The sequence below is a fragment of the Rhodopirellula sp. MGV genome, assembly GCF_002251265.1.
In the GTDB taxonomy this organism is placed as follows: Bacteria; Planctomycetota; Planctomycetia; order Pirellulales; family Pirellulaceae; genus Stieleria; species Stieleria baltica_A.
The window spans coordinates 142,016-157,744 of the sequence record NZ_NPDI01000005.1; the positions used below are offsets into that span (position 1 = coordinate 142,016).

The 15,729-nt window shown below is 54.9% G+C and carries 11 protein-coding genes; 6 read left to right on the forward strand and 5 right to left on the reverse strand.

Features of this window, described 5'->3' with window-relative positions; genetic code table 11:
• Positions 1-11: 11 nt before the first annotated feature.
• Entirely contained in the window at positions 12-1,775 is a 1,764-nt protein-coding gene (locus tag CGZ80_RS03010; RefSeq protein WP_094411373.1) for an AAA family ATPase, read from the forward strand.
• 4 nt (positions 1,776-1,779) lie between these two features.
• Here the strand turns inward: CGZ80_RS03010 and CGZ80_RS03015 are convergent, their stop codons facing one another.
• A complete protein-coding gene (locus CGZ80_RS03015) occupies positions 1,780-3,102 on the reverse strand; it encodes a prolipoprotein diacylglyceryl transferase (RefSeq protein ID WP_094411274.1) in 1,323 nt (440 codons plus the stop codon).
• Between the two features lie 206 nt (positions 3,103-3,308).
• Here CGZ80_RS03015 and CGZ80_RS03020 point away from each other — a divergent pair, with 206 nt between their 5' ends.
• The gene (locus CGZ80_RS03020; RefSeq protein ID WP_094411275.1) at positions 3,309-4,112 is read left to right on the forward strand and encodes a hypothetical protein; all 804 of its coding nucleotides are present in this window, start codon (positions 3,309-3,311) and stop codon (positions 4,110-4,112) included.
• A 556-nt stretch (positions 4,113-4,668) separates the two neighbouring features.
• Positions 4,669-6,306, forward strand: coding sequence for a glycosyltransferase family 2 protein (locus CGZ80_RS03030; protein WP_158222524.1), 1,638 nt, complete (start codon positions 4,669-4,671; stop codon positions 6,304-6,306).
• A gap of 127 nt (positions 6,307-6,433) precedes the next feature.
• Here CGZ80_RS03030 and CGZ80_RS27820 read toward each other — a convergent pair whose 3' ends face one another.
• Positions 6,434-6,610 (reverse strand): hypothetical protein, encoded by a 177-nt coding sequence (locus tag CGZ80_RS27820; protein ID WP_233148194.1) that lies wholly within the window; start codon positions 6,608-6,610, stop codon positions 6,434-6,436.
• 433 nt (positions 6,611-7,043) lie between these two features.
• On the opposite strand from CGZ80_RS27820, the gene CGZ80_RS03040 reads away from it, so the two are divergent.
• The 3 genes from CGZ80_RS03040 to CGZ80_RS03050 are packed head-to-tail and all read left to right on the forward strand — an operon-like array spanning position 7,044 to position 12,438.
• The gene (locus CGZ80_RS03040; RefSeq protein ID WP_094411375.1) at positions 7,044-8,435 is read left to right on the forward strand and encodes an efflux RND transporter periplasmic adaptor subunit; all 1,392 of its coding nucleotides are present in this window, start codon (positions 7,044-7,046) and stop codon (positions 8,433-8,435) included.
• Positions 8,436-8,449: 14 nt separating this feature from the next.
• Entirely contained in the window at positions 8,450-11,914 is a 3,465-nt protein-coding gene (locus CGZ80_RS03045) for an efflux RND transporter permease subunit (RefSeq protein WP_094411279.1), read from the forward strand.
• The gene (locus tag CGZ80_RS03050; RefSeq protein WP_094411280.1) at positions 11,911-12,438 is read left to right on the forward strand and encodes a hypothetical protein; all 528 of its coding nucleotides are present in this window, start codon (positions 11,911-11,913) and stop codon (positions 12,436-12,438) included. The genes CGZ80_RS03045 and CGZ80_RS03050 overlap by 4 nt, the downstream gene beginning before the upstream one ends.
• A gap of 117 nt (positions 12,439-12,555) precedes the next feature.
• Here CGZ80_RS03050 and CGZ80_RS03055 read toward each other — a convergent pair whose 3' ends face one another.
• From CGZ80_RS03055 to moaA, 3 genes are all read right to left on the reverse strand, one after another.
• Entirely contained in the window at positions 12,556-13,632 is a 1,077-nt protein-coding gene (locus CGZ80_RS03055; RefSeq protein ID WP_094411281.1) for a sugar kinase, read from the reverse strand.
• Positions 13,633-13,700: 68 nt separating this feature from the next.
• Positions 13,701-14,513, reverse strand: coding sequence for an SDR family oxidoreductase (locus CGZ80_RS03060; protein ID WP_094411282.1), 813 nt, complete (start codon positions 14,511-14,513; stop codon positions 13,701-13,703).
• 112 nt (positions 14,514-14,625) lie between these two features.
• Entirely contained in the window at positions 14,626-15,624 is a 999-nt protein-coding gene (moaA, locus tag CGZ80_RS03065) for a GTP 3',8-cyclase MoaA (RefSeq protein ID WP_094411377.1), read from the reverse strand.
• Positions 15,625-15,729: the final 105 nt, after the last annotated feature.

Sequence of the window (15,729 nt, forward strand, 5' to 3'; positions counted from 1 at the left end):
AACGCAGCACGATGTCACGACCTTCGGACGACCAAATCATTGAGTCTCTTCGACTCTATCGCGAAGCCCTTCAGCAGACTCAAGCACTGTTTTTGGACGCGGGCAATCTGATCCGTGGATCATACGGTTGGCTTGGCGACGACAATGCCGAAGCCAGCTCGTTCGCCGAGCAGATGAATGATCTGCACCACGGCTTTTTGATGAAGGTGTTCGCGGCAGTGGTCCCCGATGCCGATGCCAAAAATCTGGAACAACGACAGATGGGACGTGTCCTGCTGGAACACCTGTGGGGCAAGTCCGTCCTTGGTCACCAGCTTCATGATGCGGTCGATTGGTTGATCAATGCCGCCAAAGATCTGCAGTGGTCTGAGCTGGTCCGGCCTTTCGCCGAATTGCCGGATCTGCGTAATCACTGGGGCGAACTCGAAACGTTGGCGATGCGAATGGCCAATCTGTTGACGGGCATCGATGGGCACGTCAGCCTTGCCGACAACCAGGCGATCGAAGCGATGAAACGTCAATTCGAATCTTCGCATGCCGGTGGGCCTGAAAAGCTGACCAAACCAACCGATACCGACAACGCACGCGAAGCGATTCATTGGTTGCGACAAGAGGCATCGAGGCTGCGCGGCGAAGTTGGTCCCGCAAATGCAGAGAAACCGACACCAACACCGTCGCATCCACAACCGCAACAAGCTTCACCCACGACTAAGACGCAGCAACCGGAAACCGCAGCGGACGATGATCGGACACCCGAACAGCGGCTTGCCGATGCAAACGCCAAACTTGATCGACTGATCGGACTGGACAACATCAAGGATCAGATCGAAACGTTGACCAATTTCTTGGCAATGGAACAAAAACGTCGAGAGCTGGACCTGCCCACATCACGGCCCAGCCTGCACATGGCATTTGTCGGCAACCCGGGAACCGGCAAAACAACGGTCGCTCGAATCATTGCCGAAATCTATGGCGCGCTTGGGATCCTGGAAAAAGGCCACCTCGTCGAAACCGATCGCAGTGGCCTCGTCGCCGAGTTCGCCGGCCAAACCGGTCCCAAAACCAACGCCAAAATTGACGAGGCTCTCGATGGGGTTCTGTTTATCGACGAAGCCTACACGCTGATCGATGAAAGTGGGCAAGATCAATACGGACGCGAGGCGATTCAAACGCTGCTGAAACGGATGGAAGATCAACGCGACCGATTGGTCGTGATCTTGGCTGGCTATCCCAACGAGATGAACGCGATGATCCGCAGTAATCCGGGACTGAGCAGTCGCGTGGGCACGACGATGCACTTCGCCGACTATGATTCCGAGTCACTGTGCCGCATTTTTGAACTGCTAGCCTCGAAAGCAAAGTATCAATTGCCGACCGAAGCACGTCGACGGCTGCTGCGAGGCTTTACGTACTTGCACGCTCAGCGTGACCGTCACTTTGGGAACGGGCGTACCGCGCGAAACAGTTTTGAACGCAGTGTCCGCCGTTTGGCCAACCGACTTGCGACAATCGATGAGATCACACGCGAGTTATTGACAACGCTTCAAGGTGACGACATCGAAGTCGCCGGAATCAAACAAGCACACTTGCGTGCGATGTCTGACAAGCCGGGCAAAGTCCGTGTCGAATGCAAAGGCTTTGCCCAAGTCATCGACGATCAAAAGCTGGGCACCGACGTAGACTGCCCCGATTGCGGCGAAGCGTTCTTCGCCGCTTGGGGTGAACCGGTGATCGAGCTCGAGACAGCGCCTAGCGAAGACGAGCCATCGTCCTAAGCCGCTACTCGGCAGTTGCCCGAACGCTGTTTGACTGATCGGCAAACTTGTAGAGATAAACCAATCCGCCGATCGAGAGCGTCAGCACATATACACTGACCCACTGTGAAATCGTCAGAGCGGTGTTGAACTGGCCAAGCTCATCCGAACGCACAATCTCCAAAATGAATCGTGCGATCGCGTAAGACGCAAATCCAATCATCATCAGCACGCCAGGCTTGGTGATGAATCTCGACAACAGGCACAGCAGCAAACACAGCGTGATCCCGGTGGCACTGCTGACCAATTGGGCAGCTCGAACAGGTAGCGATTGGGCAGGCAATTCGGCAGGTGTCAGCTCGTAAGTTGTTCCCTCGACATTCATGATCCAGCCGGGCACGATTTCTTCTTCAGGAATGTCGGTTGGGGCTGCCGCCGTTGTCGGATAATTGAATTGGCCGTATTCATATCGGTCGCCGGCTTTAATTCCCAAGTCATCGGCAGGGCTGCCTTCGATCACTTCGCCGATTCGACCGGTCTCGGGATCGATCTGCATTCCCAGCAATTCACCGCTTTTAAGTTGTTCTTGATAAACCTTGTTCAGCGGCGGAAAACGGATCGATGCCCAGTCCGGCTCACAGCGTCCGCCGTAGCAGCAACCGTTCATCAGGCATCCCATTCGCCCGAAGAACAGCCCTAAAAACAAACAGGGGACGATCGCATCTCCGAACTTCAGCAACGGCAATCGATGTCGATAATTGAATGCCAGGAACGCCAGGAATCCGCCGATGAACGCGCCGTAAACCACTAAGCCGCCTTCGGTAAAGGCGAGCATGTTGCGGATGGTTTCGCCAGTGGTTTTGCCGATAAAGGTTTCACGATACTGGATCACGAAAAATATCCGTGCGCCAGCGATCCCGCCAATGAACACCCATGGCGCGAGCGAATAGACCAAATCCGGGTTCAAGCCAGCCCGCCGGACACGTACCGATGCCAGCGAAATCGAAGCGATCAAGGCGATCACTAGAAAGAACCCGTATCCGCGGATCGGCAGGCCAACCGGTTCGCCGACGGCATTCAAAATTTCGACTCGCGGCAAAATGAAGACCGCGATCGCGGCGACGGCTCCCCAAAACGGAGCCTCCGCCATCAAAACAGTTTGGACGCTGGGTGGCCCCTCTGTTGAGGCGCCGCTACCGCCGGCTGCGCGTGTGTACTTCGCGTATTGCGTCGCGGCCCAACCCAAGCGAATGCAAAACAGGACCGCCAAGACCACCAGTGCCCAGCCCAGTCCGAATACTGGCAACGGCCCCAATTCATGAGGAATCAGAAAGAGCGTTCGTTGCATGGACGGAAGCAGGGCTGAGGAAAGGACGTAGACGGAGACAAATTCGGCTCCGGTGCCGACGTTGTATCATGGTCAAACATGAAGGTTTTGGCTGCCCAGACCGGTTCGCAGGGATTGGTCTGGACCGCCGTAGGCGTCCTTTTCTACGCTTGCTGGCACATCGAAGTCTAGGTCTAGTTGTCCTTCCCACCCGCGACTCGGAAAGCATGGATCGCAAACCAGCCCAATCGACGAGCCTTTGGATCTCCGCCGTCTTTGCCATAATGACCGTTTGTCTGGCGAATCCGCAGGCAACTGCTGTTGAAGCTCACCTCGAGTCGCTCCCCGAGGGGGCTACGAAATCAGACGACGCGTTCCAGGTTACCATCGAGATCTCCGAGATCGTTGACGGCAAACCGGTTCCGGTCGATCGGCACTTGATTCTGTTCAAAGACCAGCGCGCGTATGACTTTTCGCTTGTTCAACCGATGGACATCACCGTCGTCGATTGGGCCACTTCTCAAATGACCGTGTTATCGCGACAGAAAAATCTGCAAAGTTCGATGCCGATGAAGAAGGTCAACGAGTCAGTCGCTCAGCTGCGGGTGTACGCCAAGAAAAACCAACTGGAAGATCAACTCGGTATCAACGCCCAACCGCTGCGAAACGATGACCAGTCGACCGAGCTGACTTTTGGCGACTACCACTACAACGTCAAGTCGGTCGCCGCGCCGTCGCCCAGTCAGGCTGCTCGTTTCGCACAGTTCACCAACGCTGTGGCCCGATTAAACCTGGCACGGCACCGTGGCGCACCTCCGTTCGCTCGTATGTCGCTGGGCAACGAATTGGCAGCACATGGCCAACTGCCGCAGACGATGCATTTGACGATCGAATCGGACGGCAACACACGAATGCTCGTTTCTCAGTACGCCATCAAAGAATCGCTCAGCCCCGAAGCGGAAGACCGAATCAATAAAGTGTCAAGCATGCTGATGCTGTACCGCGATGTCCCAATGTCGGATGTCCGCTAGCTAATGTCGGCTTTCCGCTAGATTTGCCCCCCACAAAAAGATCGTCGTCCCCCCATTGCTTGCACTTGGGCATCGCGTACGCTACAACGGAACCACCCGTGAGGCGAAGTGTCCAAACGTCATCTAAGAATTCGCAGCAAGTATTGAGGTCTTCGATGTGGAATCAGCAGGAAACGGTCGATGCCGGATCGAGTTCTACCCGAGCCACTATTTCCGGGCGAGCAATCTGGCAATGGAGCGGCACGCAATGGGAATTGCGAACGCTTCAAAGTAAAAACAATGGCGTTGCGGGCGAGCCTCCGTCGTTGCCCGGCCGGTTCATCGGTCAGCTTCGCGCGACTCCTTGCGTCGAACCTGCGACCAACTGAAGTTGATGGATGATCTTGGTTGCCCTTTTCGCAAGGGCATCCGTCTTTCGAAAGAGGGGGAAGTGGCTGAATGTCACTTCGCCGCGCGTTTAACTGGCGCGTCTCCTGAACTCTGTCTCGTCCATCGTAGCGCGTGTGACGTTTGCGCCGAAGGTGCGCCGCTAAGTCCGCTATCGGTTAACCCGGTCATGCCTTCGATCATCTTGGAGGCTTGCCAGTCGGTTGACGACGCGGTGCCGATCGATGACTCGGTGCAATCGTCTGCCATTCCGGACTTTTTGCGTGCTTGGGCAGAAGCGACCATCACGAAAGATGGCGTCGAAGCCACGGTGTCGACCGCTTTCGCCTGCGACGTGATTATCGATGCCAGATTCGTCGATCAGGTGATGCCACTGCGTCGAGCGATCAATTCGGTACTCGTTGAACCCCAGACGCATGTCACATTGCACGTTGTCTTGCCATCGGAGGCAGGCCAACGAGTTGATCTGGGGCAACAAGCGGGAACGCTCTTCCGGCGTCCAAATTTGAAGTGCTATTGGTGCGACGAAGAGACGTTGCCGCAGGTGCTCAACCGTATTGTGGCGGCTGCCCAGTCTCAGACGATCACATTTCTAGACGCATCAAGCGTGTTCCTGCCCAAGGGGCTGAAACAAACATTACATGCCCTTAATACGACGGGGGCCGAATTGGTGTTTGCACGCACTGAATCGGATCATTGTCTTGGGGCACAGAAGGAGACGCTTGAGACCGCTGTTTCAGCGATGGCGGTTCGCCTGGCGTCGATCGCCGACCTTGGTCATTTCGATCAAGCTTGCGGTGAAGATTGTATTTCGGAAATTTGTCGACGTGCACTTATGGAAGCACGCCCGATTCACTTTGCCGACCACACCATGACAAGGATCGAACATGGATCGGTTGAGCCTGCATTTGTCCGTTCCGGTGGGATATCCAGTGAGCCCACGCAGGCCCTTCGACGGGCAAGTGTGCGATTGGTCCGTGATCGAGTGCAGTGCGATGTTGTTGTGCCGTTTCGTGATGGGACAGATTTTGCCATCGAGGCGATTGAGAGTGTTCTCGCCCAGGCAGACGCAGACTTGACAATTCACGTGATCGACGATGCCAGTCGACATTCCGTTGCGGCACTCTTTGAACGCTATCGTGAGTCAACGAAGGTGCGATTGTATTCCAACCTGACAAATCTTGGTCCGTTCGCGACCTTCAACAATATCATTGAATTCGCTAGCTCGCCATTTATCGCAGTTCAGGACGCAGACGATATCAGTTTGCCCCATCGCATTGCTCACTCTGTTTCTCTGATGCAGCAAAGCAAGGCGGACCTCTTCGCCGGCGCGACAGAATTGTTTGGGGACTCGGTCATTGCCTCCGATATCTGCCATCGGCGGCTAACGCTGGACGGAGAAAACAATATCCCGGTCCGCCGTTCAAGATATGCATGTAAAAACACACGTGGGTATTTTGTTGAAAACCCGACCTTGGTGGTCCGACGCGATGCATTTATCGCTCTCGGCGGCTACGCCGATTTTGGGGAGCGAAATCGCAACCGAACCGGTATCGACACCGACCTGCAACTGCGTGCCCACTATGCAAGATTCGCATTTGCCGTGACCAACGACGTGGTCGTGCGATATCGCTGCCACAGCGTTTCGGCGACACAGCATCATGCGTCCAAAATTGGGTCACAGGCGAATCGTGAAGCTGCCGAAGAAGTCCGCCGTCGGCTGAAACTCTACGCTCAAGGTTCGTTCAATCCCAAGTGGTTCGGCGCAATCGGTCAATATCGCGGACAGACTCGGCCGCTTGAGTGAATCGATTTTGTCGGTTGATCGACGATCGTCAACGGACGTGCAAACGCCGTTTTTCTCTTGGACGATTCTGTAGCGATCTCCTATACTCCGGAAACGCCATCCACAAGGAACCTGAGTTTTGAACCGCCTAGTCGTCATCGCACTGCTGCCATTTTTGATCGTGGGAAATGCGCTCGCGCATTCTCATCACGATCACTTTGGTGACGGAAAGCAGTCTGAGCGACCGCATGTTCATTTCCATGGTCACGATCATGGGGCTCATCGCAATCATGAAGGGCACAATGCTGTAACGCATTCCCATCATGAAAAATCGAGTACGACCCATGCGAAGCAACATGGTGCGGCGGATCGGGATTCACTCGTCTCAGTCGATCATTCTGCCGAGATCGCGTATTTCCCCGCCTCGACAGAAAACGGTCTGCTGTGTCCGCAATTGATCGAAACGTTGCCGCTGTGTGACCGAGCGGTGGCAGAGGACGACAGCTTTCCTGAGCGAAATTCCTCTGGTTCTCGATCGGAATTGTCGATGCGCGTCACCGGTGCGCGCACGCTGTTTCTTCTCCACTCATCGCTACGGCTTTAACCTCTTGCGCGAGCTTTCAAACTCGCTCGCTCTCTAGTCGTCTGGCGTCTCTTTGTCCCGGTTCGCGTCCGTCGTTTCGGTCGCGCGTCTCCACATTTCGTTTGATCAGATACCGAAGTCGACGTTGACTTCTGGCAAACTGAAGAGTGACCGTATGCATTCACACAATCGCTTCCGATGGTTGGCTGGTCCAGGCATCGTGATCGCCTGTCTTGGACTGCTCTGGGTGTTCCGACATCAACTCATTCCAAGTGATGCCGAGAGTAACGACGTCGAAAAAACATCGAAGGTTTCGGAGGAGGAATCACAGGTCTTAGAGCTATCGACTCAAGCTCGCCAGAATCTTGGATTGGTTTCTAAGCCAATGAAGCCGACCGAATATTGGCGGAACGTAACAATCCCAGGTGTCGTGCAAGATCGTCCGGGGGTCTCAGATCGTGGTGTCACATCGCCAGCAGTTGGCGTCGTTTCGAAAATTCACGTTTACCCAGGTGACACAGTGCGACCCGGCGAACCGCTCGTCACGTTGCAATTGTTCAGCGAGTATTTGCAGGCGACGCAGACACGGTTGTTCCAAGCGGTGCAGGAAATTTCGCTTGTTCAAGCAGAATTAGAGCGGGTCTCAGGCTTGGCGGATTCGGGAGGTGTTTCGGGGAGTCGATTGATCGAACTTCGAAACGAAATCAAGCGGCAAAAAATCCAATCAGAAGCAGCTCGGCAAGAGTTGCTTACACGCGGCTTGAGTCCTGATCAGATCGGCATGATTGAATCAGGGGCGTTTGTATCAACCATCGAAATCGTCACGCCAACTGTGCGATTACTAGGCGGCACACCAAACCAGTCCGCCGCAGAGGCTGATGGGACAGAATCAGACATGGCTTTCGAGGCTCAGCAACTGTTGGTCGAATTGGGACAGACTGTCCAAGCGGGGCAGGTGCTTGCCAACCTTTCCAATCACCGTTCGCTATATGTCGTTGGACATGCCTTCAAGCGTGAAGCGGGCTACCTGGAGAATGTCGCGCAGCAAGGGCGTCCGGTTGAAATTGAATTTGCCGATGACTCCACCGACCATTGGCCTGACATCGATCAGGCGTTCACGATTCGGCACCTCTCGAATTCTATTGATTTCGAGAGTCGAACGTTCGATTGTTTTATCCCTTTGACGAACCAAGTTAGAAGCTATCAGCGTGACGACGAAACGTTTTTCGTTTGGCGATATCAACCGGGGCAACGGGCTCGATTGCATGTCCCCGTCGAGAAGCTTGAAAACGTTTTTGTATTCCCCATTGCCGGGGTCGTCAGCGAAGGTCCGGAATCGTTTGTGTTTCGACAAAACGGGGACCTCTTCAATCGTACGTCTGTGCGCATATTGCACCGAGACCGACGCTACGCGGTGATCGCGAACGACGGCAGCATTACCCCGTCAGCCTACTACGCTCAAAATGCGGCCGCGTCGCTGAACCGAGTACTGAAATCACAATCCGCCAGTGGTGAGCAACCCGGATTACATGTTCATCCCGATGGTACGGCTCACGCCGCCCACTGACCGAGACGCTGCTGATGTTAGACAAAATCATTAAGTGGTCGCTGCATTATCGAATGCTGGTGGTGATTACCAGTTTGGTGACGCTGGTCTATGGCACGTACCTTGCGACCCAATTGCCAATCGACGTGTTCCCCGATCTCGATCGCCCACGAGTGGTGGTCATCACCGAAGCACCGGGGTTGGCGACCGAAGAGGTCGAAACGTTGGTAACGCAACCGATCGAAATTGCGTTGATGGGTGCCAATGGTGTTCAGGCCGTGCGCAGTCAAACCACAGCCGGTTTGAATGTGATCTTTATCGAGTTTGATTGGAACACTCAGATCCGCGCGGCTCGCCAAACGGTCAGTGAGCGACTCAACACACTCGCCGGAGTTTTGCCGGCGGGCATTCGTCCCCAGATGACACCTCCTTCATCGATCATGGGACAGATCGTTGTAGCGGGAATCTATCGACAAGCGGGACCCAGCGGAGGCGTGCTTTCTCCTGTCGGTACAAGCGGACTAGTTGCAGAACTTTACTTCGATGAAAAAACGCCGACGGTGAAGGTGTGGTCTGCTGTCGATCGGCATGACTTCGCGACCTGGACGCCGGTCGAGTATCAAGCGTTAGAGTGGGTTTCGCAACCCGCTTCATCCGAAAGCGAAGGTCCGGTCGGAACAGCAATCGTCGAATTAGCCGGAGAGACTTACCAGACGAGTTTTCTAAGTCGTTCTGAGCAACAGATGGACTTGCGGACAATCGCGGATTGGGTCATTCGACCGAGATTGCTGAAGGTCACCGGCGTCGCAGAAGTGTTTATGCTTGGCGGTGATCGGAAGCAGTATCAAATATTGCTCGACCCGACGGCGTTGCTCGAATACGACGTCACGGTGCAAGACGTCCAGCGATCATTGCGTGAGAGCAACATCAATACCAGCGGCGGATTCGCAATCACGGGGGAAACGGAGCGTCCGATTCGTGTACTCGGTCGACTCGGAAGTGAAACCGGTGACATTCTTCGTGACTTGAAAAAGATCGCGATCGCGAAGCGTCCCAAACGCACGGTCCTTTTGGAGCAAGTTGCCAGTGTTCAAGAAGGTCCCGAGCTTAAACGCGGCGATGGCAGTGTGAATGGTGAAGGCGGCATCGTCTTCACGGTCGTCAAGCAACCACACGTCGACACACGCAAATTGACCGATGATGTCGCACAGGCATTCCGAGAGGTCGAGTCGACTTTGCCAGCCGACATCATTGTGAACTCGGAACTCTTTCGCTTGAAGAACTTCATCGATCGGGGCATTTTCAATGTGGCCGAAGCGTTGGTCATCGGAGCGACGTTGGTCATTGTTGTGTTGTTCGTGTTCTTGCTGAATTTCCGGACGACGTTTATTACGCTGACCGCAATTCCGTTGTCATTGGTCATGACGACACTGGTATTCCGCGTGATCGGTTGGCTGACAAACAGCGAACTGACCATCAACGTGATGACGTTGGGTGGAATCGCGGTTGCGATGGGTGAACTCGTTGATGACGCAATTGTCGATGTCGAAAATATCTTCCGCCGGTTAAAGGAGAATCATTCCCGAGAACAGCCGCTCCCGGCGATCCAAGTGGTCTACGAGGCGAGTCGGGAAATCCGCAGTTCGATCTTGTTTGGAACGGGCGTCGTTATTTTGGTGTTTCTTCCGCTGTTCGCCCTTTCGGGGATCGAAGGCCGGTTGTTTGCACCGCTTGGGTTTGCCTACATCGTTTCCATCCTCGCGTCCTTTGCAATTTCACTGACGGTTACACCTGTCCTGTCGCTGTATCTGTTGCCCAATGCGCCAGCGGCACGACACGGAAACGATGGAACGTTGTTGCGTTTCCTGAAATCACTTGCCACGCCATTGATCCGTTTCAGCATGACATTCCCCAACACGTTGCTGACATTGACTTGGTTCGGCGTGGGAATCGCGATTTTTCAACTGTCGACGTTGGGCAGGAACTTTTTACCGCCATTCGATGAAGGCAGCGTCCAAGTTAACGTGACTCTGCCGCCTGGTTCCTCGCTTCAAGCCTCGAACTTGGTTTCCGAATCGATCGATGACGTTTTTAAGTCGATGCAAAAATCGCCTGAAAACCCGAGTGGCGAAATACTCAGTTTCGTTCGTCGGACAGGTCGAGCGGAGATGGATGAACATGCTGCGCCTGTCAATTTCGGTGAATACATTTTGAGTATGAATCCGGAATCAGAACAGGACAGAGATTCCTTGCTTGCCGAATTGCTCGGACGGATCAAATCAGAAGCTCCCGGCGTGGACGTTGAGGTCGAACAACCACTCGCCCACTTGATCAGCCACATGGTATCCGGCGTCTACGCACAAATTGCGATCAAGATTAACGGGGATGATTTGGATACGTTGATCGCATTGGCCAATCGAGTCGAAGCATCGATCGGCGACGTTGACGGGATTACTCCGCCAATCGTTGAACCGGTCCGGATGACACCGGAACTTCACATCGAGCTTCGCGGCGACGATCTCGCGCTCTATGGGTTGACCCGGCAGTATGTTGCGGACGTTTTGCAAACGGCATTGCAAGGCGAAATCGTTTCGGAAGTTCTGGTCGGTCAGCGGCGATTTGATTTGCTGATCCGGATGGAAGAGGCGTATCGCACCGACTACGCCAACCTTGGCAGGTTGAGAATCGATCTGCCGCACGCCTCTGGGGATTCCGAGCGAGGGCAGATCGAACTCCGAGACGTCGCAACACTCTCTGAAGGGACTGGGCCAAACTCCGTCAATCGCGAAAACGCCCGACGTCGGATTGTAATTCGTTGCAATACACAAGGTCGGGACTTGGCGAGTGCCGTGCAAGAAATTCAATCACGAGTCGAGACCCAAGTCCAATTGCCCGTCGGCTACTACGTCGAATATGCGGGACAATTCGAAAGCCAGCAAAATGCGACACGCATGATTATTGCACTCGCCGGGGTCGCGGTTCTCGGCATGTTTGGCATCTTGATGATCTTGTTCCCCTCTATCCGAATTGTCCTGCAGATACTCAATGCCTTGCCAACAGCATTTATTGGTGGTGTGTTGGCTTTGGTGGTGACAGGGCAAGACCTAACTGTCGCCAGTTTGGTCGGGTTCGTATCGCTTGGCGGAATTGCAGTCCGAAATGGGATTCTGCTCGTCACTCACTATTTTCACCTGATGCGAGAAGAACGCGAACCGTTTTCGCAAGCAATGATTATTCGCGGCAGCCTTGAACGATTGGCGCCCGTTTTGATGACAGCACTAACCGCCGGGATCGGATTGATTCCTCTTGTCGTCGGCGGTCAGGAACCCGGCAGAGAAATACTGTACCCGGTCGCGACGGTCATCCTTGGCGGCCTTGTAACTTCCACGTTTTGTGAATTCCTGATTCATCCAGGACTGTTTTGGAAATTGAGTGGTCAAGATGCGAAACGCTTGGCCGAAACTGAAGATGCTGACTCGTTAAGAGGACTAGAACGTTGAAATTTTTTGCTCTCAACCTACTGCTTTCCGCCTGTGTACTTGCCGTCGGATGTCAACCAGCCAAGAAGCCGCGTCCTAAAAAGACTCCAAGAGCTGCACACAAACATGGCGATGGACATCATGTTCACGATTACGAGGAACAAGGGGACGAGGAAAAAGGGCACGGAGTTGGCCCGCACGACGGTACGATCGCAGACTGGGGCGGTGGTAAGTTCCATGTTGAATTCACCGTTGATCATGATCAGCAACAAGCCACCGTTTTTGTGCTGGGATCAGATGAAAAGACTCCCGCATCAATCGATGCCGAGTCAATTGAACTGAGTATCAGCGATCCAGCGATGCAGGTTACTCTCGATGCCTCGCCACAAGAGGGCGACCCTGAGGGCAAGGCGTCTCGCTTCATTGGCAAACACGAAAAACTCGGCGTGGTCCAAGAGTACGCGGGAACGATGAGTGGTGTCGTTGAAGGGACGCCGTATTCTGGTGACTTCGCGGAAGTCGCGCACGATGAGCATGCACACTGAGAACGGCAACACTCGATCCGATCGAAATGAAAAACGCTCGCCAATCAAATTGGCGAGCGTTTTCCAATGAGCTGTTCTGCCGCAAGCGTCTTAACTAACGCTGGACGCAGTGTTCTATTAACGCTGAACGCGGGCGTTCCCTTTCCAGATGCTCCAGACTTGGTCTTCGTCAGCCGGTTGGCCGTAGTCGGTCCACATCGTGGCTGCTAGAGCGCCGGTCGCCCAACCGAACTGGGTTGCTTTTTCAGCGTCCCAGCCTTTCAGAACGCCGTACAGCAAGCCGCCGACGAATCCGTCGCCACCGCCGATCCGGTCGTAAACGCCGATGGAGCGAGGTTCGACAACGACGAATTCACTGCCGTGTGAAACGATCGCGCCCCAGTGGTGGTGGTTGGCGGTTTCGACTTCACGCAGGGTGGTCGCGAACAGGGTCGCGCCGGAGTATTCCTTTTTGACCCGACCGATCATTTCTTTGAAGCCATCGATCTTGGCACCGATGTCTTTGCCACCCGCTTCGGGGCCTTCGATGTCCAAGCACAATTGGAAGTCTTCTTCGTTACCGATCAGGATGTCTGACAGGCTAGCGATCTCTTTGAACGCTGCGGACAGTTCGTCTTCGCGTCCGACCCAGAACGATGCACGGTGGTTGAGGTCGAAGGAAATCCGTGCGTTGTGCTTTTTGGCGGCACGTGCGATTTCTAAGCAGAACTGGCTGGTCTCTTCCGACAATGCGGCAATCAATCCGCTCATGTGGACGATCTTGGCACCTTCGTCGCCAAAGATGCGATCGAGGTCGAAGTCTTTCACGTTCAGCTTGCGGCCAACTTCGCCGGCGCGGTCATTCTGTACGCGAGGTCCGCGCGATCCCCAGCCGCTGTCGGCCATGTTGATTTGGTGGCGGACGCCCCAAGGGTTGTCTTGGACAAACTCGGGGCCTTCAAAATCCATGTGACGGCGGGCGAGGTCGTCTTTGATGAATCGCGCGACGGGGCTGGCTTCGACGAACGCGGTCAAGATTTTGACAGGCAGTCCCAAAAACGAGGACACGCTACCGACGTTCGACTCGGCGCTGGTGGCCTGCATCTTGAAAGTGTCGCTGCAGTGAAACGGTTGATGGTCGACCGGGGTCAAACGAATGCCCATGCTGGTCGGGATGATCAACGAATACTTGGCATCGGAACGTAATTCGATCATTGGAATTCGACTGAATTATCAAGAGGTGCAAATAAAAAGGAGAGGATGCGATCGACAGGGGCTCGTGGTCAGATCGTGACCGATGCGAATCCGCCGTCGACGGCAATGTTTTGTCCGGTGACGAACGACGAAGCTTTCCGGCTGGCCAACCAAACGGTCGCGCCGGCGAGCTCTTCCGCGTTGCCAAACCGCCCCATCGGTGTGTGCCCGATGATTTGGCCGCCACGCTCGGTGTAGCTACCGTCGTCGTTAAATAGAAGCTTGCGGTTTTGTTCCGCGGGGAAAAAACCGGGGCTAATCGCGTTAACACGAACACCCGTGGTCGCCCATTCGCGCGAAAGCCACAGAGTCAGGTTGATGACCGCCGCTTTGGCCGCCGAGTAAGCGACGACACGCGAGAGTGGGATCATCCCGCTCATCGAAGCGATATTGATGATGCTGCCAACACCCGCTTCGATCATATCGGGTGCAAAAATTTGGCAAGGCAACAGAGCACCACCGACCAAATTCAAGTCGAACACATCACGCCATGCGTCCAGCGGCAGTTTGCAAACGTCGCCGCCAGGAGGAATGGTTGCATCGGGGCGGTTGCCACCGGCCGCGTTAACCAACACGGACGTCGGGGCACCAGCCCAATCGGCGATCGCTTTTCGTGCGTCATCCAGCGATTCAGCCTTCAATCCGTCGGCGGCAAAAAACTTTGCCTGGCCACCGGCGTCAATGATTTTTTTCGCGCGGGCTTCGCCACGTTCGGCATTTCGGCCCAGGACGGCAATCTTAGCCCCGTAGGCACCGAGAGATTCGGCCATAAGGCCGCCCAATTCACCCGTACCGCCGATGACTGCGGCGACGTCGTCGTTTAATTGAAAGAGATCGTTCATGGCGGCTAATCTACTCGCTCCGCCGACTCCCTAACAGTGGCTCAAGGGGGATGTGAACCACGATCAAGCAGACATCCTACCGACCACCCGTTCATCATGGCGTACTGGTCGATTAACCACCAATGGAATACATCGGCCGATCGGGTGGTGCAAAGTTCGTTTCGCCAATCCCGTGCCCCGATTCCTTCGCATTTACCGCCGCAATAAACTGCCGCACAATCGCATCGTCACTCGCCCCATCGCGAAGCAAATCACGGAGCGGATACTCTTGCTGCGAGAACAGGCAATTGCGAATCGATCCGTCTGCCGTCATGCGGATTCGATCGCACGCATTACAAAACGGCTTGGTCACTGATTCGATCAGCCCGAAGGCCAACTTGCCGTCGATCAGGTAATCCGTGGCTGGCTGAGATGTTGACGTGCGGTGGGGTATCAGCGCCCCGAAGTGTGATTCGATTCGCTGCCGGATGTCATCGCCGGTTAGCACCCCATCGTTGGTCCAGTTCCGATCGGCATCGAGAGGCATGAATTCGATAAAACGAATCTGCACGCCTTTCTCAATCGCGAATTGCACTAGGTCGATCACTTCCGATTCGGTGATGCCCCGGATCGCGGTGGCGTTCAGTTTGATGTTTTCGAATCCGGCATTGATCGCCGCATCGATTCCACGCAAAACTTTATCGAGGCCGTCGCGACGGGTTAATCGCCGAAACGTCGCTTCGTCGAGCGTGTCGATACTGATATTGATTCGTCGCAAGCCCGCCTGACGAAGCTCCGCGGCCATCGGTTCCAGCAGCATCGCGTTGCTCGTAAGCGACAAATCCGTGAGCGTGCCCAGGTCGGCGAGCATCGCGACCAGCTTCGGCAATTCGCGACGAACCAAAGGCTCACCGCCCGTCAAACGAACATCGGTGATCCCACATCGATTCGATAACAGCCTGACGACGCGGGTGATTTCTTCGAAAGTCAGCAAGGTCGGTCGGGGAACAAAGATCGCCCCCTCCGCCGGCATGCAATACGAGCAGCGCAGATTGCAGCGATCGGTCACGCTCAAACGCAAGCTGCGATGCAGCCGGCGGAAGCGGTCGATAAGTTTGATCTGCTGACCCATCGTTTCATTGCCCACGGTCGTCATTGGCTCGACGATCGCGGGCTCGAACCTGCTGTCGTGTGAATTGGTTTACCTGACTCCAGTAGCATTCTGACCCAATCAGGC

What these genes read in the sequence shown, in the direction of transcription:
- CGZ80_RS03010 (WP_094411373.1), top strand. Translation starts at nt 12, where the DNA reads ATGTCACGACCTTCGGACGACCAAATCATTGAGTCTCTTCGACTCTAT.
- CGZ80_RS03015 (WP_094411274.1), bottom strand. Translation starts at nt 3,102, where the DNA reads ATGCAACGAACGCTCTTTCTGATTCCTCATGAATTGGGGCCGTTGCCA.
- CGZ80_RS03020 (WP_094411275.1), top strand. Translation starts at nt 3,309, where the DNA reads ATGGATCGCAAACCAGCCCAATCGACGAGCCTTTGGATCTCCGCCGTC.
- CGZ80_RS03030 (WP_158222524.1), top strand. Translation starts at nt 4,669, where the DNA reads ATGCCTTCGATCATCTTGGAGGCTTGCCAGTCGGTTGACGACGCGGTG.
- CGZ80_RS27820 (WP_233148194.1), bottom strand. Translation starts at nt 6,610, where the DNA reads ATGATGGGAATGCGTTACAGCATTGTGCCCTTCATGATTGCGATGAGC.
- CGZ80_RS03040 (WP_094411375.1), top strand. Translation starts at nt 7,044, where the DNA reads ATGCATTCACACAATCGCTTCCGATGGTTGGCTGGTCCAGGCATCGTG.
- CGZ80_RS03045 (WP_094411279.1), top strand. Translation starts at nt 8,450, where the DNA reads ATGTTAGACAAAATCATTAAGTGGTCGCTGCATTATCGAATGCTGGTG.
- CGZ80_RS03055 (WP_094411281.1), bottom strand. Translation starts at nt 13,632, where the DNA reads ATGATCGAATTACGTTCCGATGCCAAGTATTCGTTGATCATCCCGACC.
- CGZ80_RS03060 (WP_094411282.1), bottom strand. Translation starts at nt 14,513, where the DNA reads ATGAACGATCTCTTTCAATTAAACGACGACGTCGCCGCAGTCATCGGC.
- moaA (WP_094411377.1), bottom strand. Translation starts at nt 15,624, where the DNA reads ATGGGTCAGCAGATCAAACTTATCGACCGCTTCCGCCGGCTGCATCGC.